The organism is Dyadobacter sp. OTU695 (genome assembly GCF_038440355.1).
Taxonomy (GTDB): Bacteria; Bacteroidota; Bacteroidia; order Cytophagales; family Spirosomataceae; genus Dyadobacter.
In genome coordinates this window covers 837,509-859,242 of the sequence record NZ_JASATN010000001.1, presented here as the reverse complement: position 1 = coordinate 859,242, position 21,734 = coordinate 837,509, and the positions used below count along the sequence as shown (strand labels likewise).

Annotated in this window: 23 protein-coding genes; 11 read left to right on the top strand and 12 right to left on the bottom strand. The window is 47.6% G+C overall.

Annotated features, from left to right (window positions below; translation table 11 throughout):
• The first annotated feature begins 2 nt into the window (after positions 1 to 2).
• Positions 3 to 143 carry a hypothetical protein gene (locus AAHB90_RS03675; protein ID WP_342083551.1) on the top strand — a complete coding sequence of 47 codons (141 nt, stop codon included), beginning with the start codon at positions 3 to 5 and terminating at the stop codon, positions 141 to 143.
• A gap of 76 nt (positions 144 to 219) precedes the next feature.
• Here the strand turns inward: AAHB90_RS03675 and AAHB90_RS03670 are convergent, their stop codons facing one another.
• From AAHB90_RS03670 to AAHB90_RS03650, 5 genes are all read right to left on the bottom strand, one after another.
• On the bottom strand, positions 220 to 699 hold the full coding sequence (locus AAHB90_RS03670; RefSeq protein WP_342083549.1) for a hypothetical protein: 480 nt from the start codon (positions 697 to 699) through the stop codon (positions 220 to 222).
• A gap of 119 nt (positions 700 to 818) precedes the next feature.
• Positions 819 to 1,772 (bottom strand): threonine ammonia-lyase, encoded by a 954-nt coding sequence (locus AAHB90_RS03665; RefSeq protein WP_342083548.1) that lies wholly within the window; start codon positions 1,770 to 1,772, stop codon positions 819 to 821.
• A gap of 95 nt (positions 1,773 to 1,867) precedes the next feature.
• The gene (locus AAHB90_RS03660) at positions 1,868 to 2,755 is read right to left on the bottom strand and encodes an OmpA family protein (protein ID WP_342083547.1); all 888 of its coding nucleotides are present in this window, start codon (positions 2,753 to 2,755) and stop codon (positions 1,868 to 1,870) included.
• Positions 2,756 to 2,951: 196 nt separating this feature from the next.
• Complete coding sequence (locus tag AAHB90_RS03655) at positions 2,952 to 3,701, bottom strand: GLPGLI family protein (RefSeq protein WP_342083546.1); 750 nt, start codon at positions 3,699 to 3,701, stop codon at positions 2,952 to 2,954.
• Between the two features lie 18 nt (positions 3,702 to 3,719).
• Positions 3,720 to 6,524: an outer membrane beta-barrel family protein gene (locus AAHB90_RS03650; RefSeq protein WP_342083545.1), complete on the bottom strand. Its 2,805-nt coding sequence runs from the start codon at positions 6,522 to 6,524 to the stop codon at positions 3,720 to 3,722.
• A gap of 282 nt (positions 6,525 to 6,806) precedes the next feature.
• Between AAHB90_RS03650 and AAHB90_RS03645 the strand changes: the two genes are divergently transcribed.
• On the top strand, positions 6,807 to 7,322 hold the full coding sequence (locus AAHB90_RS03645; protein WP_342083544.1) for a metallophosphoesterase family protein: 516 nt from the start codon (positions 6,807 to 6,809) through the stop codon (positions 7,320 to 7,322).
• A gap of 168 nt (positions 7,323 to 7,490) precedes the next feature.
• Here AAHB90_RS03645 and AAHB90_RS03640 read toward each other — a convergent pair whose 3' ends face one another.
• Genes AAHB90_RS03640 through AAHB90_RS03630 form a run of 3 tightly spaced genes read right to left on the bottom strand, consistent with a single transcriptional unit; the run spans position 7,491 to position 9,494 of the window.
• Positions 7,491 to 8,714, bottom strand: coding sequence for a M20/M25/M40 family metallo-hydrolase (locus tag AAHB90_RS03640; protein WP_342083543.1), 1,224 nt, complete (start codon positions 8,712 to 8,714; stop codon positions 7,491 to 7,493).
• Positions 8,714 to 9,025: a MerR family transcriptional regulator gene (locus AAHB90_RS03635; RefSeq protein WP_188935454.1), complete on the bottom strand. Its 312-nt coding sequence runs from the start codon at positions 9,023 to 9,025 to the stop codon at positions 8,714 to 8,716. Before AAHB90_RS03635 ends, AAHB90_RS03640 begins: the two co-directional genes overlap by 1 nt.
• 40 nt (positions 9,026 to 9,065) lie before the next feature.
• Complete coding sequence (locus tag AAHB90_RS03630) at positions 9,066 to 9,494, bottom strand: SRPBCC family protein (protein WP_342083542.1); 429 nt, start codon at positions 9,492 to 9,494, stop codon at positions 9,066 to 9,068.
• A 175-nt stretch (positions 9,495 to 9,669) separates the two neighbouring features.
• On the opposite strand from AAHB90_RS03630, the gene AAHB90_RS03625 reads away from it, so the two are divergent.
• Complete coding sequence (locus AAHB90_RS03625; protein WP_342083541.1) at positions 9,670 to 10,830, top strand: acyltransferase family protein; 1,161 nt, start codon at positions 9,670 to 9,672, stop codon at positions 10,828 to 10,830.
• On the opposite strand, the gene AAHB90_RS03620 is transcribed toward AAHB90_RS03625, so the two are convergent.
• Both AAHB90_RS03620 and AAHB90_RS03615 read right to left on the bottom strand, forming a co-directional pair.
• Positions 10,823 to 11,941: an alpha/beta hydrolase gene (locus tag AAHB90_RS03620; protein ID WP_342083540.1), complete on the bottom strand. Its 1,119-nt coding sequence runs from the start codon at positions 11,939 to 11,941 to the stop codon at positions 10,823 to 10,825. The genes AAHB90_RS03625 and AAHB90_RS03620 overlap by 8 nt on opposite strands.
• Positions 11,942 to 12,097: 156 nt before the next feature.
• On the bottom strand, positions 12,098 to 12,307 hold the full coding sequence (locus tag AAHB90_RS03615; RefSeq protein ID WP_342083539.1) for a hypothetical protein: 210 nt from the start codon (positions 12,305 to 12,307) through the stop codon (positions 12,098 to 12,100).
• A gap of 142 nt (positions 12,308 to 12,449) precedes the next feature.
• Here AAHB90_RS03615 and AAHB90_RS03610 point away from each other — a divergent pair, with 142 nt between their 5' ends.
• Positions 12,450 to 12,623, top strand: a complete 174-nt coding sequence (locus tag AAHB90_RS03610; protein ID WP_342083538.1) for a hypothetical protein — start codon at positions 12,450 to 12,452, stop codon at positions 12,621 to 12,623.
• A gap of 2 nt (positions 12,624 to 12,625) precedes the next feature.
• Here AAHB90_RS03610 and AAHB90_RS03605 read toward each other — a convergent pair whose 3' ends face one another.
• Positions 12,626 to 13,090, bottom strand: coding sequence for a response regulator (locus AAHB90_RS03605; protein ID WP_019940883.1), 465 nt, complete (start codon positions 13,088 to 13,090; stop codon positions 12,626 to 12,628).
• 390 nt (positions 13,091 to 13,480) lie between these two features.
• On the opposite strand from AAHB90_RS03605, the gene AAHB90_RS03600 reads away from it, so the two are divergent.
• From AAHB90_RS03600 to AAHB90_RS03570, 7 genes are all read left to right on the top strand, one after another.
• Positions 13,481 to 15,775: an Rv1355c family protein gene (locus tag AAHB90_RS03600; RefSeq protein WP_342083537.1), complete on the top strand. Its 2,295-nt coding sequence runs from the start codon at positions 13,481 to 13,483 to the stop codon at positions 15,773 to 15,775.
• A gap of 3 nt (positions 15,776 to 15,778) precedes the next feature.
• The gene (locus AAHB90_RS03595; protein WP_342083536.1) at positions 15,779 to 16,471 is read left to right on the top strand and encodes a hypothetical protein; all 693 of its coding nucleotides are present in this window, start codon (positions 15,779 to 15,781) and stop codon (positions 16,469 to 16,471) included.
• A 14-nt stretch (positions 16,472 to 16,485) separates the two neighbouring features.
• The gene (locus AAHB90_RS03590) at positions 16,486 to 18,639 is read left to right on the top strand and encodes a sensor histidine kinase (RefSeq protein ID WP_342083535.1); all 2,154 of its coding nucleotides are present in this window, start codon (positions 16,486 to 16,488) and stop codon (positions 18,637 to 18,639) included.
• The gene (locus AAHB90_RS03585) at positions 18,636 to 19,727 is read left to right on the top strand and encodes a sensor histidine kinase (RefSeq protein ID WP_342083534.1); all 1,092 of its coding nucleotides are present in this window, start codon (positions 18,636 to 18,638) and stop codon (positions 19,725 to 19,727) included. The genes AAHB90_RS03590 and AAHB90_RS03585 overlap by 4 nt, the downstream gene beginning before the upstream one ends.
• A 6-nt stretch (positions 19,728 to 19,733) precedes the next feature.
• Entirely contained in the window at positions 19,734 to 20,123 is a 390-nt protein-coding gene (locus AAHB90_RS03580) for a response regulator (RefSeq protein ID WP_342083533.1), read from the top strand.
• Between the two features lie 391 nt (positions 20,124 to 20,514).
• On the top strand, positions 20,515 to 20,703 hold the full coding sequence (locus AAHB90_RS03575) for a hypothetical protein (RefSeq protein ID WP_342083532.1): 189 nt from the start codon (positions 20,515 to 20,517) through the stop codon (positions 20,701 to 20,703).
• A 143-nt stretch (positions 20,704 to 20,846) separates the two neighbouring features.
• Positions 20,847 to 21,008: a hypothetical protein gene (locus AAHB90_RS03570; RefSeq protein ID WP_342083531.1), complete on the top strand. Its 162-nt coding sequence runs from the start codon at positions 20,847 to 20,849 to the stop codon at positions 21,006 to 21,008.
• A 16-nt stretch (positions 21,009 to 21,024) separates the two neighbouring features.
• Here the strand turns inward: AAHB90_RS03570 and AAHB90_RS03565 are convergent, their stop codons facing one another.
• Positions 21,025 to 21,729 (bottom strand): L-ribulose-5-phosphate 4-epimerase, encoded by a 705-nt coding sequence (locus AAHB90_RS03565; RefSeq protein ID WP_342083530.1) that lies wholly within the window; start codon positions 21,727 to 21,729, stop codon positions 21,025 to 21,027.
• Between the last annotated feature and the right edge of the window lie 5 nt (positions 21,730 to 21,734).

Genomic DNA, 21,734 nt, shown 5'->3' with positions numbered 1-21,734 from the left:
GTATGATCGTTGTAGCAAAGTTGACCCTCTTTATTATCTGGCTGATGGCCTTTCTTGTAACCTGCCTCGTGCTGGGCATTGCATTCCCGGTTATTGTCTTGTTCGACAAGTTTCAAATGCTTTTCAAAGAAGTATCCCTATAATATCAAACAAAATGCCTCTCTAAAAATAAAGGCGGGTGAGTGATCTCATCCGCCTTTTTGCTGCATTCAAATGCCGTTATTTCTTTTTGAATTCGAGGTACACTTCCTCGTTCGGTAACCCGGTGCTTGCCTCGGATGTTTTCAGCGTAATGTTGATCTGAGGTACACCGCCGGCGTTTACGATCCTGGCGCCAATGCCGCTGAGCCTGACATTCAATGCCTCTCCGGTGCTTTGCGTCACATTTACCTTTTCATTTACCTCGAAGCTATCCTGTGCGGTTGTTTTCACTGCTACCAGCGGATAGTCCTGGGTCAAAGTTATGATCGTTCCCGAAACAGTGACTTTGGTTTGCTTGGTATATTTAATGCTCAGCTGGTTCTTCGCTTCGGTGGAAATATCCCATTTATAGTTGGTCGTGATCCCGCCTTCCACTGTCGTTGTTTCATAAACTCCTACAAAGCTCGTTGCATAATCCGTTTCCGGTTCAGGGTCTTTCTTATCGTCTTTACAAGCGCCCATAAGTAGTACCAGACAGCAAAAAATCAGCTTTTTCATACTTCAATTTTAAGAGTAAACAATTTTCAAATATAAACACGCATCCTAAATTTCCTACTATAACGGCACTGCCCCGGGATACGCATATCGGGGCGGTAATTTATTCATTTCAAACGGTTTCAAAACGGCAATCGACCGAGATCGACATTGCCTCCCGAAATGATGATACCCACCTTTTTACCCTCAAAAACAGCCCTGTTTCTCAAAACGGCCGCAGTTGATACCGCCCCGGAAGGTTCCACGACGATTTTCATGCGTTCCCACAAATAGCGCATGGCTTGTATAATCTCCTCATCGGAAACCGTAAAGATGTCGGTCACCTCCGACTGGATGATCGGGAACGTCTTATCGCCTAAATAGGTCAGCAAGCCGTCGGCTATGGTATTAATGTAAGGCGCCTTTTCAATCTTGCCACTTCTGAAAGACAATATGGCATCCGCCGCGCCCTCTGGCTCTCCTGCGTACACCTGCGTACCCGGGGAAAAATATTTGGCCGACAACGCCGTTCCGCTCAGCAAGCCGCCCCCTCCCACCGGCGCAATAATCGCGTCAAACGTCACGCCAGCATCCTCGATCAGTTCCTTGGCAGCGGTAGCCTGCCCTGCAATCACCTCGTAATTATTGAATGGATGTAAAAAAGTCGCGCCTGTACGAGCGACGATCTCGTCGACCGTACGCTGGCGGTCCTCAGGAGTATTTTTGCAAAAAGTAATGGTTGCGCCATAGCCTTCCACCGCCGCTACCTTTACTTTCGGGGAGTTTTCGGGCATTACGATGAAACAGTTGGCACCTACTTTCTGCGCCGAGAACGCGATTGCCTGGGCGTGGTTGCCCGACGAATGCGTGATAACGCCGTTCGCAAGTTGTTCCGCCGACAGCGAAAGCACGGCATTCAGCCCGCCCCTGGCTTTGAATGCGCCGATCTTTTGCAGGTTTTCACATTTGAAATACAATTCCGAGTCGGAAAGGTCATTCAGAAATTGTGAGGTAAAAACAGGCGTATGGTGAATGTATGGCTTTACAAGCGCGTGAGCCGCTTCGATGGTTGCTCTGGTGGGTACTGTTCCTGTCATGTCGGTATTGCAATGAAAATTGTTCCTGCTATAAAAAGAAAAAGGGCCCGCCTTGTTACCGACGGACCCTCCTCTGAAATTTTTCTCAGTTAACCTTATTTACCAGCATTTGGTGTGTAAAGGTTGAAGAACTGGTCGAGTTTCGGCGTAATGATGATTTCGGTACGACGGTTCAGGCTGCGGTTGGGCGCTGAATCGTTAGCCACTTTGGGGAGATATTCTCCACGGCCACCAGCGATCATACGAACGGGCTCAACACCGTATTTCTTTTGCAGCGTACGTGCAACCGCCGTTGCGCGCAATACCGAAAGATCCCAGTTGTCAGCTATTTTGTCTGTCGCGATAGGTACATTATCCGTGTGACCTTCGATCAGGATTTCGATTTCTTTGTAGTCGTTCAGGATCTTCGCCACTTTGGAAAGTACGGTTTCTGCTGCCGAGTTGATAACGGAGCTTCCCGAACGGAAAAGCATTTTGTCGGAAAGGGATACATAAACTACTCCTTTCTTCACTTCGATCTGAACATCTTCGTCGCTTACGTCAGCCAATGAACGTTTCAGGTTCAGTACCAGCGCCATATTCAAAGAATCTTTATGCTGGATGCTTTTGTTCAGGTCGCGGATCTGGGCACCTTGCTGGTCCATCATCGCGAGCGATTTCTTAATGCTTTCCGAACCTTCTTTCGAGATCACTGACAGGTCCGACATACGGTCCAGAAGGTTATTGTTGTTCTTTTTAAGGAATTCAACCTGATCTTCCAGCTCTTTCATTTTGGCATTTTTGCTGGTCAGTTCGTCATTCTTTGCCTTCAAATCATTATTCAAGCTAGCAGTTCTGCTGTCACAATCATTCAGGTCGGCTCTTGCTTTGTCCAGTTGAATTTGGATCTCATTGGCTTGCTTCTGTGCGGAAAGCAATTTTTTCTTGCTGGCACATGAGCCAAGTACAAAGAGCATGGCAACGGCTAAAAGCGTTTGTTTCATAATCGTCTTAGGGTTGTTAAAAATAGATAAACACTGTTAAGTAAAACATTTGGTACTCCACTGATCGCTATCAATAATCGAGCCAACGAACTTAAAAGTCGTCTCTCGGGGTGCTTTCAAAACGCGAAAGTACAAAAAAAGGGAAGAATGTCACAGAGACATTTTCCCTTTTTCACAATGTAATATAGGATATTAACTAATATGGCATTGCCCAGAATGGATTCCGGTGTGCCTTAATACTGTCGCGGATGTGGCCTGCGATAAGCTCCTGGTATTGCTTGTTATCGATCTTGCGCCCTTTCATCTTTTTGGGCAGGCTGATATCCTCTTCCGCCACCGGCTTCATTTTAATCTCCGTTGCCGACACCACGATCTCCCCGTCGTTAATTTCGAGTTCGAGGATCATACCTGGCAAGCCGGAATAAAGCTCCGGCCCGCCCGAAACCGCAAGGTCGTTGGCAAACCAGGCCGTGATCTTCTGACCTTTGACCGTGTCTTCCGTCACGGCCATCATACACATCCGGCCAGCCACTTCCTTGATTTTGTTCATCACTTTCCAGGAAGGTGCCTTCAGAGAATCTTCCACGATGTAGGTCTTGCCAAGCATATCGATGATGTCCGTCCGCTTTTCCTTTTCGAAATTGCGGTAGATCTTATAGTCAGATTTTGTCCATGACCAACCGCTTTCATTCTCCTCCACCTTCGGATAGCTGTAATAACTCTGCTTTTCGTTAAAAAAGAGCGTCATTTTCTGCTTGTATTCATCGTCGTTACCCCAGGTTTGTTTGATCCTGTCTTTCTCTTCATTGCTCAGGTAGCTCAGCCGCGAATAGATTTTCGTCCAGTGATACACCCTTTCGTAGGTGATCTCCCCTTCCAGTTGTTGTGCGAATAATGGCGCGGAGGAGATCGCCACCATGAATATCCATAATCTGATTGTTCTCATGACCTGGTTTATAACTAATTAAAAGAATCCACTGCGTTTTACCGAAGCTGTCATACCTCTCATATTGTAGGTGAAGCTCAGCATGAAATACCGCGACAATGTAGCCACACGGCGTTCCGAATAGTAATTCTGGTTGGCATTCTGCGTGATCCCCAGGTTTCTCTTGAATACATCGTTGGCTGTGAGACGGATTTCTCCTTTTTTGTTTTTCAGAATTAATTTATAGACCGAAAGGGTCAGTATAGGCACCTGCTGGTTAAAACCGAATTGGTCGTTTTTATAAGTCCGGTAATTAAGGCGACCGCTGAAATAGATTTCTTTCGGCATCTTGATATTCATGTCGGCATTATAGTTCGCATTCAGGATCTTTTGGTTCTGATTGGTATTGATCGAATACTTTGTGTCGCTGATATTCCAGTTGGCATTGGTATAAAGTGTAAACACATCGCTCGGCGTCAGATCCAGCCGTACACCGAAGTTGTACCCGTCTGTTTTCGTTTCGTTTTTGACATTATTAATATAAGTCAGGTTATTACTAAAATTAATTCCTGTGTTTACACCAAATGTCGCCTTGGTTTTCTTCAACGGGAACCCGAAACCAATATAACTCCCGTAATTATTACCACCGCTAATGTTCATGGGCTTGGTAGTCGTCACCAGATCCTGGCTGATGGTCCGGTTGTACACGATCTGATCCTCGTTATAGTTGTAGAAGGCATTGATATACAAGTTCGTGAAGCTCGCCGGATTGAACATCTGGAAGCCTCCATACACATTGTGCGTCGTTTGAGGGATCAGGTCGGGGTTACCCTCCACAATGTAAAGCGGGTTGCTGTTGTCCACAATCGGTTGCAAGTCGGTAATCGATGGCTCATGCACATTCAGGCCGTATTCCGCGTAGAGGTATTTATTGTTTTTGAGACTGTAATTCAATGAGACGTTCGGTACCAGTTTCTTGAACCTCCGATCCACACGCGTCATGTTCTGCTGCGATTCGTCGAGTGCAAACTTGCCTTTCAGATCGAACTGCACGCCTGCAAGCCCCGCCGACAAGTTTAATCCTTTGTGCGAGTAACGGATGCTCGTTCCGATGCGGTTAAAGGTAAAGTCATTGGTATAATACCGGGTCAGGAACGGGTTAACCTTATCCACACTCCCCTCAACATCGAACACGTCCCTGTCGACCTTGTCCTTCCGTACGCTGTAATTATAGAATGTTTCCCAGAAAAATTTCTTGGCAAATGGCTCTACATACGACAAGCTGCCTTTGAAATTCCCGCGGGTGCTCTCCGTTTGCTGCAACTGGTTAATCACGCTGTTCTTGGTAGAATCCTGCAAGAACAGGTTCACCGAATTCTGTCGCCGGTCCTCGTCGGAGTTATTGATGTTATAACCAATGCTGGCCGCAAAGTTCCGTCCCTTTTTCTTGAATTTGTGGCGGTACAGCAGCAAGTTAGCCATGGCAAACGAGTTGTAATCGCTCAGGTTTTTCACGTCCGACCGGTTAGTGAGCATATTCACATTGCGGTACGACCTCGTTTCGCTCGAATACTCCTGATCACCATTGTTGATCCGCGAGTTGCTGATCAGGATCAATGTATTCAGCGAGTCGATATTGTGCTCGAAACGGAATGCAGGACGGTGGTTGCCTGTAAATCCGAACGTTTTGTTTTTCCCGTCAGTTAAATACGAGTCGTTGTCTGTCAGGAAGTTCTCGGAGCTGGTCCGCACATCCGTCACCGAGCGCGTCGAATTGTAAAAATAGCTGGTACTCAACTTCGTTTTTTTGGTGTCGAAATTGTAGTTCGCACCTCCCGCCCAGTTTTTGGTAAAACCCTCGGAACCCTGGCCGCCCCAATTGGGCTGGATCGTAATGTCGTCACCGCCATAGTAACGTCCGCTGCTGAAACCGAAGTCACCGTCATCGCCCCAGTTGAACGACTGACTGCCTTTGAAGTCCTGGTAATCGTTCCGCGCGATGCCTGATTGGTTGGTATTATTCGCGAAGCCCAGTACTGCAAACTGCTGCTTGTCATCGAAACGGTTGTAGCTCACTTTCCCTTCAAGCCTCGAATCCGTTCCGACACCCGCAACTGCCTTACCAAAACCGCCCTTCTTGTGGCTGTCCTTTAATTCGAGGTTCATGGTTTTCTCGCGCTTACCGTCGTCGACACCGGTAGCCTTGGCCTGCTCTGTTTTTCCATTAAAAACCTGCACTTTATTGATCGCCTCGGCAGGCAGGTTCTTGGTGGCCATCTTCGGATCGTCGCCAAAAAAGCGCTTACCGTCTACCGTTACACGTTTGATCTCCTCGCCCTGCGCCCGGATGTTACCATCACCATCCACCTGCACGCCCGGAAGCTTGCGTAGAAGGTCTTCTACCGATGAGCCTGGTGGCACTTTAAACGCCTTAGCGTCAAACTCGACCGTATCGCCACGGATACTCAGCGGTGCTCGGGCCGTTTTAATCACAACCTCATACAATTCCTTTTGCAGGACCTTCATCTTTGCCTTCCCAATATCCACAACGTCCTGATTTTTAGGTTCTATAATTTCCTGATAGGGCACATAACCGACGTAGGAGACCTTGAAAATGTAGGTCATACGTTTGAGGTTCTTCATTTCGAACGAGCCGTCTTTGCTGGTACGTCCAAAATTAACCAGGGAAGAGTCTTTGGGTAAGAGCAACATGATCGTCGCTTCGGGCAATATGGCACCGGAAGTATCGGTGACGGTTCCCTTCAATGTAAATCGCCCTCCGGTCTGCGCGTGCGCAGCGAGCATGGGAAGGCATAACCATAACAGAAGTAGGATTTTTTTCAAGGCTAATTGTTCGGTGGTTTTGTGAGTAGAGGTTTGTAACTGATATATTACATTTTTGCAATTATATGGAATGGAAATCAAGTTTACAACTAAAAATATAGTTAAAACGCGATTTTATATCGAAAAGAGAAACATTTAACTTTTATTAAGAATACCAACCGTTAAAATACTCGTTTTGGTATATATAAGTTACTTTAATTCGATAATTTTTTTGTTAAATTATTCCCGGCTGGATTTCATTGACCATATTTGCCCTTTAGTTGTTATTGTTTTAGTGTTGAAATGAAAAGTATCGGAGTAATATCAGACACACACGGCTACCTGGATGAACGCGTTTTCGATCATTTTGCCAACTGCGACGAAATATGGCATGCAGGCGACATCGGCTCGACGGAGATCGTGAGCCAGTTACAGGCGTTTAAGCCAACTCGTATTGTTTTTGGAAATATTGATACCCCTCAGGTGCGCGCGCTCACGTACGAGAATCTGCATTTTGAAGTGGAAGGTTTTCGGGTGTGGATCACGCACATCGGCGGTGCCCCGCCACGTTACAACCCGCAGGTTATGCCTACATTAAAGTCGAATACACCCGATATTTTCGTCTGCGGCCATTCCCACATCCTTCGGGTGATCCGTGATAAGGCATTGAACAATATGCTGTATATCAATCCCGGAGCTGCGGGCCGTGAAGGGTTTCATAAGTTCCGCACATTACTCCGCTTCAACCTCCATGAAGGGCTTATCAGCCAGATGGAAGCGATCGAATTGGGCAAGCGGGGCATGCTTGAGAGTCGATGAGTTTAAAGTTCAGAGTGTAAGGTTCAGAGTTTAAAGATTAGAGTTTAAAGATTGGAGTTAAGAGTTTAATGATTAAAGTTTAAAGTCTAGGAATGTTTGAGCAACAGTTCATGGACTTTGAACTCATAGACTTATAACCTTAAACTCATAAACCTTAAACTCATAAACTCAAAAAGTGACCTTAACCGTCCTCCTTTCCGCGCCGCGCATCAATTCCGCTTCTACGGTTTGTCCTTTTTCGTGCTTCCCGAGGATTTCCATATAGTCGTAAATCGTTCCGATCGGTTCCCCGCCCAGCTTCGTAATGATGTCTCCGGCCACAATGCCCGCTTTTTCAGCCGGCCGCGCTTTTGACACGCCATCGATCTTTAGACCTTTGCCCGTGTAGCTGTAATCGGGCATGACGCCGAGCGTTACCTTGAAGTTGCTGGTAGTGGTTCCGGTATGCGGGTTACCGGCCGTCAGAAATTCCGGCTCTGCGGTTTCTTTGTCCAGCCCTTCCAACAATTCCGAAATTAATGCGAGGATACTCGCCTCGCCTTCGTAGTTGATCTTGTCGGGATCGTCGGATATTTTGTGGTAATCGCCATGACCGCCGGTGAAGAACTGCACCACCGGGATATTTTTCAGGTAGAATGAGGTATGGTCGGAAGCTCCTACCCCTGAGGAGTCGACGGTATATTTCAGTTTTTGGTGCTTGGCCAGGTCCGGGATCAGTTTGCCCCAAACCTTGCTGGTTCCCCAGCCCGACACGATTATCCCCTTCTGCGCGTCAAGCCGGCCGATCATGTCCATATTGATCATCGCCGAAAACGTGTTCAGCGGAAGCGTCGGTTTCTCGACATAATGTTTGGATCCAAGGAGTCCGAGCTCTTCCCCCGAAAATGCGATGAACAAATAGTTATGCTTTTCTTTCACATTATTCCCCGCAAAATAACGGGCCAACTCCAGTACGCCCGCTGTCCCGGAAGCATTATCGTCTGCCCCGTTATGGATTTTGTTCTTGCTGTCGGGTGAAAGTGAGCTTCCCTGGAAACCCTTGCCCAAATGGTCGTAATGTGCACCTATCACAATGGTTTTGGAAGCGCCATTATCCAGAAACCCCACGACGTTCCGGCCAGTCAGGTCATGTGCTTCACCGTCTATGCCAAAAGACACTTCGAACGGCTGGAAATACCCTTTTGTTCCCGCCGGTTTCAACCCGATTTCTTTAAAAGCCGAAGCAATGTAATTGGCCGCCCGCACCTCTCCCAGGCTGGCAGTTCCCCGCCCTTCCAGGTCGTCGGAAGCAAGAAACTCGATATGTTTACGGATCGGCGCAGTCTGAAACCGCTGCCCAAGAGCCTGTGCAGCGCACGCGAATGCCAGCAGGGCGGGAACAATATATTTCATTATAGTACTTCCTGAATATCTGTCAAAAACTTCCTCACCCGCATGAGACGCTGAATCAGCAACTGGGCTTCCTCCTTGCGGCGCAGTTGCTCGCGGGTACCCTTGATGGTACGCCCCTGCTTATCGCGCTGGTGCATGATCTTGCGGATGATCTCGATGTCGCGCTCGGTGTAACGCCGACGGTTGCGCGAGTCGCGTTTGGGGTTCAGCTGCGGAAATTTTTTCTCCCAGAATCGTAGTGCGGAAGGCTCGCAGCCCACCATTTCAGCAACCTCGTTGGTATCGTAATATAATTTGGTATTGGGTTCCATATCTTTGAAGCGGTTATTACAAAGATAATCGCCCCTGCTTTCAAAGTCTGTTTTCCGAGAGATTTTTGATTTTTTCGAGCGCGGCACCGGCAAATTCTTCCGAAGATGCGTAATAATCCCGCCCGTCGGGCAACGCCGAAAAGTCGCCTATTTCCAGTTCCAGCAGCGTTCCGTTCTCTTCCTCCGTCAGTCTGTAAATGTAATTAATATCGTACTGGGAAGGCGGCTGCTCCCATTTCGAGACGTAAAGCGAGAAAACAAGCAACTTATTGGGCTCGTACCCGGTAACAGTAAGCCGCGTCATGCCCGACCAGTCGATCACCTTCCCCTGCTCGAGATAGTAATCCTCGAAATCGTGCGGAAGATCGTCCCACTGCCTGATATATTTGGGTGCAATCAATACTTCCCACACCTTCGACACAGGTGCTTCTATCCTAATTTTTCTACTGACTGTAAGCTCCTGTTCCATAAAACGATGTTTAGGTTTCTATTCTGAGTCCGGCAAAAAACTGTGCCGCATCAGGTAGCCCGGTATTTACTTATTGTGAAGGAAATGCACTTTTTGCTATCTTTCCCCCCTCTGACACGGTTTTACCTGTTTCTGTGTCAAACATAAAATAACAGAAAATTAACTTCTCATCGGTATGGGACAAGAGCAAGGCCCGGGCCGCCTCACTCGTGAATCGAAATTAAACAGCATTCAGGTATTGCGGGGCATTGCGGCATTGTACGTCACGATCTTTCATTTAAAAGACGTCATGCCCGAAGGCGCTCCATTCCGGAAGGAGTTCGAATTTCTATTCGGATCGGGCCCGGCCGGTGTAAGCCTCTTTTTCGTGATCAGCGGCTTCATTATGGTATTCATTACCCGCAACACCGTGCTTACAGGACGGAACATCCTGCGCTTCATAGCCAAACGCCTGATCCGCATCTGGCCAGCTTACGCGGTCATTACGTTAGGCTATTGCCTGTTGCACAGTCGGCTCGCACCCAATCCCGAGTGGCCTTCCGAGGTTTTGCGAAGTCTGCTGTTTGTACCTTTATCCAATACGCCACCGCCATTTTACGGCTACGCGGTGCTCAATGTAGGATGGAGCCTCAACTACGAGATCTATTTCTACTTTCTGATAGCAATTTCCATGCTGTTCTCTCGCCTGCGCTGGTATGCATTCTTCCTGATGATCGTCGTTACACTGGTAGGTATCCCGGCTTATTATGGTGCATTTACTCTGAAAGCCGATAAAATGAAGGATCTCGGTGCTCCGTACCTCAACATGGTTACAAATCCTATCATCTGGAATTTTGTTTGCGGAGTATTTCTTGGCCTGGCCTACTATCATCGTGCGCTTCACGGACGGATCCGCGCATTTCTTTCCCTGAACATGATGGCACCTGCGCTCCTTTGCCTGGCACTATGGCAATTTCTATCGGGATTCCTGGGAGGCTTCGGGCCCTTTGAATGGGGATTGGGTTCTGTGGCTGTTTTTACCGTTTTCGTCTTTCACTACCAGGAACGCATTCAGCGATTTCCGTCCTGGCTGGTCGGTCTGGGGGATATGTCATTTTCGATCTATTTGTTGCACGTTCCCATTGTGGTCGGACTGGGCTTTCTATTCCGCAGGCTGGGCTTCCCGGTTTATAGCGAAGGCACGGCGATGTTTTTCTTATCGGTTGCCATGACGCTCATCGCATCCCGGCTTTCCTATGAGTACCTCGAAGTGCGGCTGACATCCTACCTTAGCCATTTCCTTCACACGCGCAAAAAAGTCACATTAGAAGAACCTGTCAGGGGCCAGACTACCTGAGTTCGACGTCTTCCACGGTTTTGTAGGCATCGTTTGTGATCTGCCGAGGGTTCTGCGACCAAAGCCGTTTCATGAAACCGGCATAACGGGAAATCACATATTCCTCAGGATAGCTCAGGTGATGGCCTTCCTGGTTTTCGTAGTTAAGCTCAAAAGGTGTTTTGAATTTCTTCAACTGGTCGGAGGCGATCTTCGCACCTTCCATTGGCAGGTAGGTAGGACAGGAAAGAAAACTGCCATAATAGTAGGGTAGCACGTTATCCCCTACCCGCTGAAAAAAAACCGTCGGCATGGCATTCGACGCGTTGATGTATTCCTTTTTGAATATCCCGTAACCCATTTGCGTGAGCAGCGCACGAACCCGGAATGGACTATCCTCCGCTTTGGGATCGAGACGCCCTAATGCTTTGGTAATACCGGGGGCAAGAGCCTCGAAATCGGCTTCGTTCATATATACCAATGCTGTAACGGTAATAGCGCCGGCGCTGCTCCCCGCCAGCATAATTTGCCGGGTATCGATACCAAATTCTTCCGCACGGTCGACAAAGTAGTGTATAGCCGCATAAGTATCCTGCACGGCCCGGTACACGGCCCGTACGGCTTCCTGGGTATTGCCTCCGCAGGCATATTGCTCACTGCCACCATTGAACCCGAGCCGATAGTTGATCGAAGCTGCTGCATAGCCACGTTGTGCAAGCCCGCGGGCCTTCCCCATTTCGTTGCCCAAATCCCCGAAAAGGAATGCGCCTTCATGGACCATCAGCACAAAAGGACGGAATTTCAGTGTATCGTCGCCGGGAGCGACAAACTCGTAGTTCAGATCTGTGGCGCGGCCGCGGTAATCGGCCGTGTTCGCGAAAATACCTTTGCTGATTTTCAGACTGGCGTCGTCAAAAATCTTGTCGTTGCCGAACCGGGCAGTGTTGGCCAGAGATGAGTCGGGGTTTTTGGCCGGGATCGTGTCGATGATCACCGTGTCGGGCTTGTTAGGCACCGTCGTATCGGTACCGCCACCGCCGATCGGTTCGGGAACCGGAGACGGATAACGACAGCTGACAAACATCCCGATCAGTATAACCAGACCATATGCCCGGTAAAGTTGCTTCAACATTCTGAGGATTTATAATACTTGGATTGACTTTTCAGATCATGATAACAAAAGAAAGCCGGGTGTTGAGGCCCCGGCTTTCCTGGTTCTGTACGGGGCTATTTGCATGCAAAATTAAGCTGTTTTCGCATTATATGCAGTTAACCCTGGTCCGATTAATCAATTATTTACATTTTTTCGGATACTGGTCGAATCCGTGCCCGTACCCTGCTCGGGCTGATGGTAGAAATATCCCTCGGTTTTGTTCTTTTTGGTCATGTCGGCTTTCTCCTTTTCGGTGTTGGCCGTCTGCATGCGTTTGCCGCACGAAATCACGAACAGGAACAGGGCGACCCCTGTGATAACGCCAATGGCTATGCTCTTTTTCATGATTGCTACCCGTTTAGTTTGTTGATTTTTGAAAACGGGTCTTTCACAAAAAAGATACCAGCGGAAACCGTCGCTTATGGGACCGCGAGACTTCTGGTACGGTTTTTACAAATGGGTTTGCAGTCACCCACTATACAAAGTCATGGATATCATCATCTTTCTCAAAGCAATCGGCAACCTTCTTTTCGCGGCAATACTCTTGCTGGCGGTTGCATTCTCGTCGGCGTTCTCCGTTTTGACCTACATGTTCCGTGGCTCCCGGCCTTCGGTAGCAGGTATCAAGGGCCTTGTCAGGAAGAAATACACGTCTCGCTAAATCTACGAGAGCAGATTTTGCCTCAGGAGGAATTCCAGCTGCCCATTCACATCGATCAGCTTTTCGATCAGCTCCTTGTTTTCTTCCCGAAGGTGGAAAATTTCGTAGGCATTTTTGATAATGATCCGGAGCTGCTGCTCATCCCAGGGTTTGTTGAGATAATAATAGATATGCCCCTTGTTCACCGCGTCGATCACCGCGGTAATGTCCGTATAACCCGTGAGCAGGATACGCACCGGGTCGGAGTAGTCCTTTAAAACTTCGATCAAAAAATCCACACCAGTCATTTCGGGCATGCGCTGGTCGGTAATGATTACGTGCACGACGTTGTGTTTCAAAAGTTCGAGTCCTTCCCGTCCCGACGTCGCAATTAAAATATTAAAATCTCTTCTGAAAGCGGCCTTGAACGAGTTGAGATTGTTGATTTCATCGTCCACATACAGTACGCTTATTTTTCCTTTTTCCATTCTGAATACCTGGTGCTTGACGGGGACTAGCGGCTCTACCACCCCGAACTAATTGATAATATTATAATATTAATTCTATATTCGCATCAACAGCCACAGCACTTTCGACAATTTTTTTTACATGATGCAGCGGCGCAAGCTTCTGCTAATAAGGGAATTTTGCAGATAAACGTCCAAATATTTTATCCTCCATTGAACCAGAGGTTAGTTTTACAAAAATAAATTCAGCAATTTGTGTAATTATTGAAGCGAGTAAAAAGCGTGAATATACGAGATTCAACGGACGCGCTAGCTCGTCCGTTGAATTTTATACGAAGATCGACAACAATTTTGTGATTTGTTAAAACAGGGCAAGTCCCGTTGAAAGATAGCCTTCACAATTATTCTAAAATGTACCACGACACAGAGATTGACTCTATCTACAAACCGGTTTTCATCTCCAAAGAGCGCTACGCAAATAAAGAAAAATTTCTTTCGTTCATCGAAGACCATCGCGGCAAAACCATCCTGGATTTATTTGCTTCCCAGAAAAAAGAACTCATACGTATCCGAAATCCCAGAAAACGGCTCACCACCGTCGAGGTAGAACAGCGCTACACCGAATGGGCAGTAGGCAGGGATACCGACACGGAAGGCCACTGGATTTACTACCCCTGGTCCCAACGCCTTTTGCATGTCGTGGCGCAAGACGAATTCATTGAACTCAGGACCAGCCGGAACCAATATAAAATCACCCCGGACGAGCAGAAAGAACTCTCGAAACGTTCCATTGGTATCATCGGTTTATCAGTCGGGCACTCGGTCGCTTTGAGCATTGCCACTGAGCGAACATGCGGAAGGCTCAAACTGGCCGACTTTGATACCATTGAACTGAGTAACCTTAATCGTATACGCACGGGGCTTCATAACATTGGCATCAACAAATGCATTGTTACCGCCCGCGAAATTGCCGAGATCGATCCTTTTCTGACGATCGAATGCTTCCCAGAGGGCATTAATAAAGAAAACCTGGACGGGTTTCTGCTCGACGGCGGCAAACTGGATATCCTCGTCGACGAATGCGACGATATCGCACTGAAAATCAACTGCCGCACCCGCGCCGCCCAGTTGGCGATTCCAGTTGTAATGGAAACGAGTGACCGGGGAATGCTCGACGTCGAACGGTTCGATAATGAACCGGAGCGGCCCATTTTCCATGGGCTCCTGCAAGACATCCCATTGGAAAGATTCGAACAGGCCTCAGAAGAAGACCGGCTCCCGCTTGTTCTCCGGATCGTGAATGTGATCAATGCTTCGAAAAGAGGCAAGGCTTCACTGGTGGAAGTCGGACAGAGTATCAGTACATGGCCGCAACTTGCAAGTGCTGTCACCCTGGGTGGTGGCGTTGTAACAGACGTGTGCCGCCGCATCCTGCTCAATCAATTTAGCGAGTCGGGCAGGTATTATGTCGATCTTGAAGAGCTTATCGGCAATAAATCAAAAAAGGCGGAAACAACGGTTCCCGGCAATCCTTTTGAACCGTTCGATGTGGAAGAGGCTATTCGTATAGCTGATTCGTTACCTGCCGGGAATCCTTCCGAGGCAATTAATGAAACTATTTTAAAGGAGATTGTAAACGCGGCATGTTACGCGCCCTCAACCGGAAACGACCAGCCGTGGAAATGGCTTTACCGGAACGGCAGGCTGCACTTGTTTCATGATCGCCACCGCTCCTATTCCTTCGGTGATTTCGATCAGATTGCATCGAACATCTCGTTTGGGGCCGCCTACGAAAACCTGGTCCTGAAAAGCAATGAAGTAGGCTTGCATATCCGTGCTGAATTGTTCCCTCTCGGACAAGAATCTACGCTGATCGCCGTCATCATTTTTGCAGGCAATGGTGCAGCCGAGAATATCCAGCCGGTTTTTTCACCACAATCCGTAGCGGTGATATTCGAGCGTAGCACCAACAGGAACCCTTCTACGCCCATCCCGGTATCTGCGAAAGAACTGGAAGCATTGCGTACGGCCGCTGAAAGTGTGGAAGGTGCCCGGTTCCATTATTTTGACAACAGGGAACGAATGATGGAACTCGCGGAAATTATCGGAGAATGCGACAGGATAAGACTTTTAAATCCCAGTGGCCACCGGGATTTTGTCCAAAGAGAGATGAAATGGTCTCCTGCCGACGCAGAAAAATCGAGGGACGGGATCGATATCCGGACGCTGGGCATGACCAAGGGGCAAATGACAGCGCTTTCGATTATCCGGGACGAAGAAATTGTGAAAGCATTAAAGGGCATCCAGGGAGGTGGGGCGCTGGTCGACGTTGCCCGAAATTCGGTAAAAACGGCATCGGCCCTGGGTATGATCACCATGCCTAGATATGATTATAAAGATTTTTTCTGGGGAGGAGTATCCATGCAACGGCTTTGGCTCAAAGCAGAAGAATTGCAATTTGCGATCCATCCGTTAATTTCCCCGTTTTATTTATTCCCCAGGGTAACCAAGGGCCATGGGGCCGGCCTTGATGAGACAGAAAGCTTAAAATTGCGGGATTTGCGGGAAAAATTCATGAGACTCGTTCCCTTTGAAGATAATATTGCAGAAGTGTTCCTGTTCAAACTTGCCAGTGCGCCAAGACCGGAGATAAAAAGTTACAGATTGCCACTGGAAGAAACACTTTTTATCGTAAACCTTCAATAATAAATGGTAGCTCGTATTAAAGGATACCGCGCGTCAGACGACATCGAGACCAGTCTTAGATACGCAGAAGGTCATCGAAAAGTGTTAGAGGCTTATGGGATAAAGCAGGTTACTTCGGCCGTACATAACTGGCTTGAAGACCCTAACACATATGTACTGATCGTTGAATCGGAAGATGGCAGCAAGATTTACGGTGGCACCCGCGTACAGGTCCGCTCCCCGAATCTGAAAATGCCGATGGAAGATGCTATCGCAAAAATCGATAAAAGGATTTACAGCTACGTCGACGCCATCGGCGATTACAATGTAGCCGAATTCTGTGGCCTTTTTAATTCAAGGGAAGTAGCCGGATATGGAATAGGCAGTTTATACCTGTGCAGAATCGCAATGGCCGTTTCCGGCCTCGTGGGGATTAAAAACCTTCTTGCCCTATGCTCACCGATTACATTGTTGATGAGTGAGCGAATCGGTTTCGAGATCCTCACAGATCTGGGAAACAACGGAACCTTCTACTATCCAAAAGAAGGACTTATCGCTACTTCACTCATCGCCAGGGACCTGGTGAATTTGCCTGTCGCAACGGATGAGGAAAGGGAAAAAATTTTTAGCCTGAGAGAAAATCCAAAGCAAACGGTGACTGAAAATGGGCGCAGGGGAGAATTGACAATCATTTATGACATCGCCACATGGTTATAAAATTTTACAGAATATTGTTTCTGCTATTTGCCTTGCTGGTTTTCGGCAGAGTATCCTATGCCGGTGAAGTTGTCTTCTCGGGTAGCGATATCTCCATTGGTCAGAGCGTTGATATTCTTGAAGATTCACTGGGGACCATGACTTTCCAGCAGGTCAAATCTTCCGGCCACTTTGTTCCCAATAATGAGCAGACACCCAATTTCGGCCTCAGTAATTCCGCTTTCTGGATCAGGTTCACACTCAGAAACGACACTGAAGACCCCAATATCTTTTTCGAGCTGGCCAACGCACGTATTGATTTCTGCACGATTTACAATGAAGAAAACGGTCAGATCTGGCAGGAGAGAATTTCGTTGAACGAACCTTTCTCCGCCAGGGAAGTACAGCACCAGAATACGGTGTTCAAACTGAATATCCCCCCGGGCAAATCGAAAACATACTACCTCAAAATCCTCGGAAGTGAACAGATGGTACTGCCGCTGATTGTGCGAAGTGAGATGGACTTTTTCCGGTTTGCATTGAAAAATGAGGTCATCGCAGGTATACAGATGGGTATCCTTACGGTGATGATGCTGTATAACTTCTTTCTGTACTTTTCAATCAGGGAAAAAAGCTATTTGTACTATGTTCTGTATATCCTCTTCATCGGATTGACACAGACGACCATAACCGGCTACACATTCAAATACATCTGGCCCGACTTCCCGATGTTCAATGTCTACGCCATTCGCATTTTCCCTTCCCTGGCAGGGAGCTTTGCTGTGCTATTTATGCAAAATTTCCTGCATAGCCGGGAAAATTCGCCCGCGATTCATAAGGTACTGATCCTGATATTTATCTCCTACGGATTTGCAATACTGTTTAACCTGTTGGGAATGCAAAGGCTCAGCTACCGGGTCATTGACGTAACCGGCGTAGCTGCCTGCCTGCTTGTTCTGGCTGTGGCGATCCAGCTTTCGATCAGGGGTTACCGTCCGGCTAAATTCTACCTTGCTGCTTGGATCATGTTCCTGATCGGCATCGTGTTGTACACCCTCCGAAATCTCAATATCCTGCCTTACAATACATTCACCAATTACACGCAGCAGGTGGGGGCAACGATCGAAGTCATTTTGCTATCTTTTGCGCTTGCAGACAAAATCAACATTCTGAAAAAAGAAAAAGAAGCTTCCCAGGCTCAAGCGCTGCGTATTTCAATGGAAAACGAAAAGATCATTTTGGAACAAAATGCTTTCCTTGAAAAGAGCGTGAATGAAAGAACTGCTGAATTGCAGTTTGCCAACACGGAGCTCAACCTCACGCTCACCAAGCTGAAAGACGCTCAGACGCAGCTCATTGACTCCGAGAAAATGGCGTCGCTCGGTCAGCTTACGGCGGGTATCGCACACGAGATCAACAACCCGATCAACTTCGTAAGCTCCAACATCAGACCACTGAGAAGGGACATCGACGACGTGCTGGAAATCCTTGACTCCTACGACGGAATCAGAGAAATCGATTCGATGGAAGGGCTTCAGGGTAAGGTACAAGAGATCGAAAAACTAAAAGAAGATCTCGACCTGGATTACCTTAAAACCGAGCTGGGCACATTGCTCAAAGGCATGGAAGACGGCGCCCACCGGACCGTCGAGATCGTGAAGGGGTTGAAAATATTCTCACGCGTGGACGAAACCGACCTGAACCTGGTCAATATCAATGAGGGAATTGAATCCACACTCATTATCCTCAATTATCAGATGGGGAATGCGATCACACTCATAAAGGACCTGGGCAATATCCCGAGCATCGAATGCTATGCGGGCAAGCTCAATCAGGTGTTTATGAACATCCTGACCAACTCGATCTACGCATTGCAAAAGGAGAAACAGGAAGGCAAGAACCCGACTATCTGGGTAAAATCCTGGCTGAAAGACCCTGAAACAGTGGCAATCTCCATCCGCGACAACGGCCCGGGCATGACGCCGGAGGTTCGCGCCAAGATTTTCGAACCATTCTTCACCACCAAACAGGTCGGGGACGGTACCGGTCTGGGTCTTTCAATTGTATTTAAAATTATCGAAGTTCACAGCGGTAACATTCAAGTAAACACGGAAGTAGGAGAAGGAACAGAGTTTTTGATCACACTTCCTGTTAAAAGAAAAGCACGCCCAATCCCTGATTTTCAATGAGCGAAAAAGCTATTTCCATTCTGTACATTGACGACGAGGAGCACAATCTGCATTCGTTCAAGGCTTCGTTCCGCAAACAGTATGATATCACGATTACTTCCTCTGTGGTAGAAGCGGAACAACTGCTGGACGAAAAGGACTTCTGCATTATCCTGGCCGATCAGCGGATGCCGGTCATGACCGGCGTGCAATTCTTTGAGAAAATCAGGACCAATTTCCCGAAACCGATACGTATTCTTATCACCGGGCATACAGACATCGGAGCGGCGATCGACGCGATTAACAAAGGAGAGGTTTTCAGGTTCATCGACAAACCCTGGGACTATAAATATGTCGAAAATGCGATCTCTAACGCATACGATATTTACAAAACCCGAGAGGACCTGAAACAGCGCAATATCGAACTGCAGAAAGCAAACGAGGAGCTCGACAAGTTTGTATACAGCGCTTCCCACGACTTACGCGCACCACTGATGTCGGTACTCGGCATTGTGAACCTCGCTTTGCTGGAAGAGGATGTTAAATCGCAGAATGAATATCTGGAGCTGATCCGTCAATCGGTGAAAAAGCTGGATACCTTCATTATCAACATTATCGATTATTATAAAAACGCGCGCGGCGTGCCCGTAGTTACTGACATCAGCTTCGAGGAACTGGTAACAGAAGTGCAGGCGACGATTCAATATCTGCCGGAATACGGCAATCTGAAAATGACCACGGATATCCAGCAGGAGGGCGTATTCAACTCCGATGTAATGAAGCTGCGCATCATTTTCAATAATCTGATCAACAACGCGATCAAGTTCCAGGACAAAGCCAAACCAAACCCGTTTGTCCATCTGACCGTCAAATCGACGTCTTCCGACGCTAAGATCATCATCGAAGACAACGGCACGGGCATCAAGGAATCGGATCAGGACAAAATTTTCAAAATGTTTTACCGGGCCGGCGCTACCAACAGCGGCTCAGGAATAGGACTTTACATCGTACACGAAGCGATCGCGAAATTGGGAGGGGAAATCAGCGTAACATCAAAAATCGGCCACGGTAGTATTTTTGAAATCAACATTCCTTCTATTAACAAATAACCTGACATGGAACCACTGCTTAACTTCTTTTTGATAGATGACAGCTCGTTCGATCTGTTTATCTACGAAAAGTTATTGATCAAAAGCGGGATTACGAGTTCAGTCAAGACCTTCAATTCGGCGCGCGACGCCCTCAAACACCTGATCGGCCAGGCCGAAAACCTCCCCGATATCATCATCCTGCTCGACCTGCAGATGCCCGACATGAATGGCTTCGAATTCATCGAGGAGTTTGGGCAGCTACCCGAAACGCTCCGTCAGAAGGTCAGAATTTTCATGCTTTCCTCCACCATCGACACGCGGGACATCGAGAAAGCCAAAGCCAGCCAACACATTATCGATCTGCTCCCGAAACCCCTCGAGATTCCTTTCCTGAAAAAGAAATTGGCGATTTGAACATTTGTAGTATAATTTTTTTAGTGTATTAAAGTAACTGGACAGTCAGAAAGCGGATCTGTTCTTTGCTTTTATCACGTGTGACCTGAAAAGGCCTTTTGTGCACATTTCTAAGGACCCGGGAATTAACCTATACCCCTATTCGTTGATTGTCAAGCCGATAAGCTCGTTGACAAAATCAGCTACACCTCCACAAATTGTCCTATTATGTAACAATTTGAACGCCCATTGTTCCAGGCAATGCGGTGAAGGATAGGTATTTTCCGAAGCGCACTATAATGTTTCAAACCAATAATATAATTTTTTAAATATTAAAAGATTTTACGAACGCCTGGGTACGTCTTTATTGAACAGTCTCCAACAACCAGTGTAAACCTTAACACAATGTTTAATGAAAACTGACAGCAAGACCCTGGCCGAGATTTTGAAATTGCACGCACAGTACGTTAGAGAGGTTGAATTCAGTGGCATTAAGCCCCTGTCTATGGAAATTTACAAAACCAATTCCCATAATTTTGTACGCTGGATCCAGGACGAGTTCCACCCCGGAAAGAAGTTACGCAAAGAGGCATTGTCCTGATTAGCAAAAAGCACTCATTATACTCAACGTTTAATAACACAGGCTGCCGGTGAATGGGAACACCGGCAGTTCTTTTTTTATAGCGCGTTCTTTGTTAAGTTTGGGTAGATAATGGGTTACGTATCCCGACTAGCACAACCGATATGATTTTCACGATTTTTAACCTCCTGAAAGGCCGTTTTTCCAAAGACGCCATCGAAGAGGCCAAGTCCAACGAGAAAGCAATGACCCGCCAGGAAGCACTGCAGCAGATGCGCAATATCGCCAGCCGCCGCTCCGGGAGCGGAAGCTCCAAAAAGAACTGAGTGAGATCGTTTCCTGCTAACAACCCTGCCCGTAATAGGCGTCCTTCCCGTGTTTCCTGAAATAATGCTTGTCGATCAGGCTTTGCTTGATGGTTGTTGCCGAAGGATTGATCTGCAAGGTCAGATAGGCCATTTTCGCGATCTCTTCAAGTACAATAGAATTGTAAATGGCCTTCGCGGGGTCTTTCCCCCAGGTAAACGGGCCGTGGCAAGCCACCAGCACCATTTCTACCTCTTCATAGCTTAGCTTTCCATCACCAAACAGATCGAGTATCTGATTTCCTGTTTCAAGCTCGTAATCCCGCCGGATCCTTTCGTCCGACATTACCTCCGTCACAGGGATAGAGGCCGTAAGATGGTCCGCATGCGTGGTTCCCAGGTTCGGGATCGGCCGGATCGCCTGGGCCCAGGCCACCGCGTACGTAGAATGCGTGTGGCATACGCCTCCGATGGCCGGGAAGCTTTTGTAAAGTAATGTATGTGTTTTGGTATCCGAAGATGGCCGCATATTCCCTTCCACCAATGCGTTATCCAAGTCCACAATGACGATGTCTTCGACCTTCAAACGGTGGTAGGGAACGCCGCTCGGCTTGATGGCCACTACACCCTCAGCACGGTCGATGCCGCTGACATTACCAAAGGTTACGATCGCCAGTTCCTCTCTCGGAATTTCCATGTTGGCTTCGTAAACCTGCTCTTTGAGATATTGATATTTCGACATTTCGG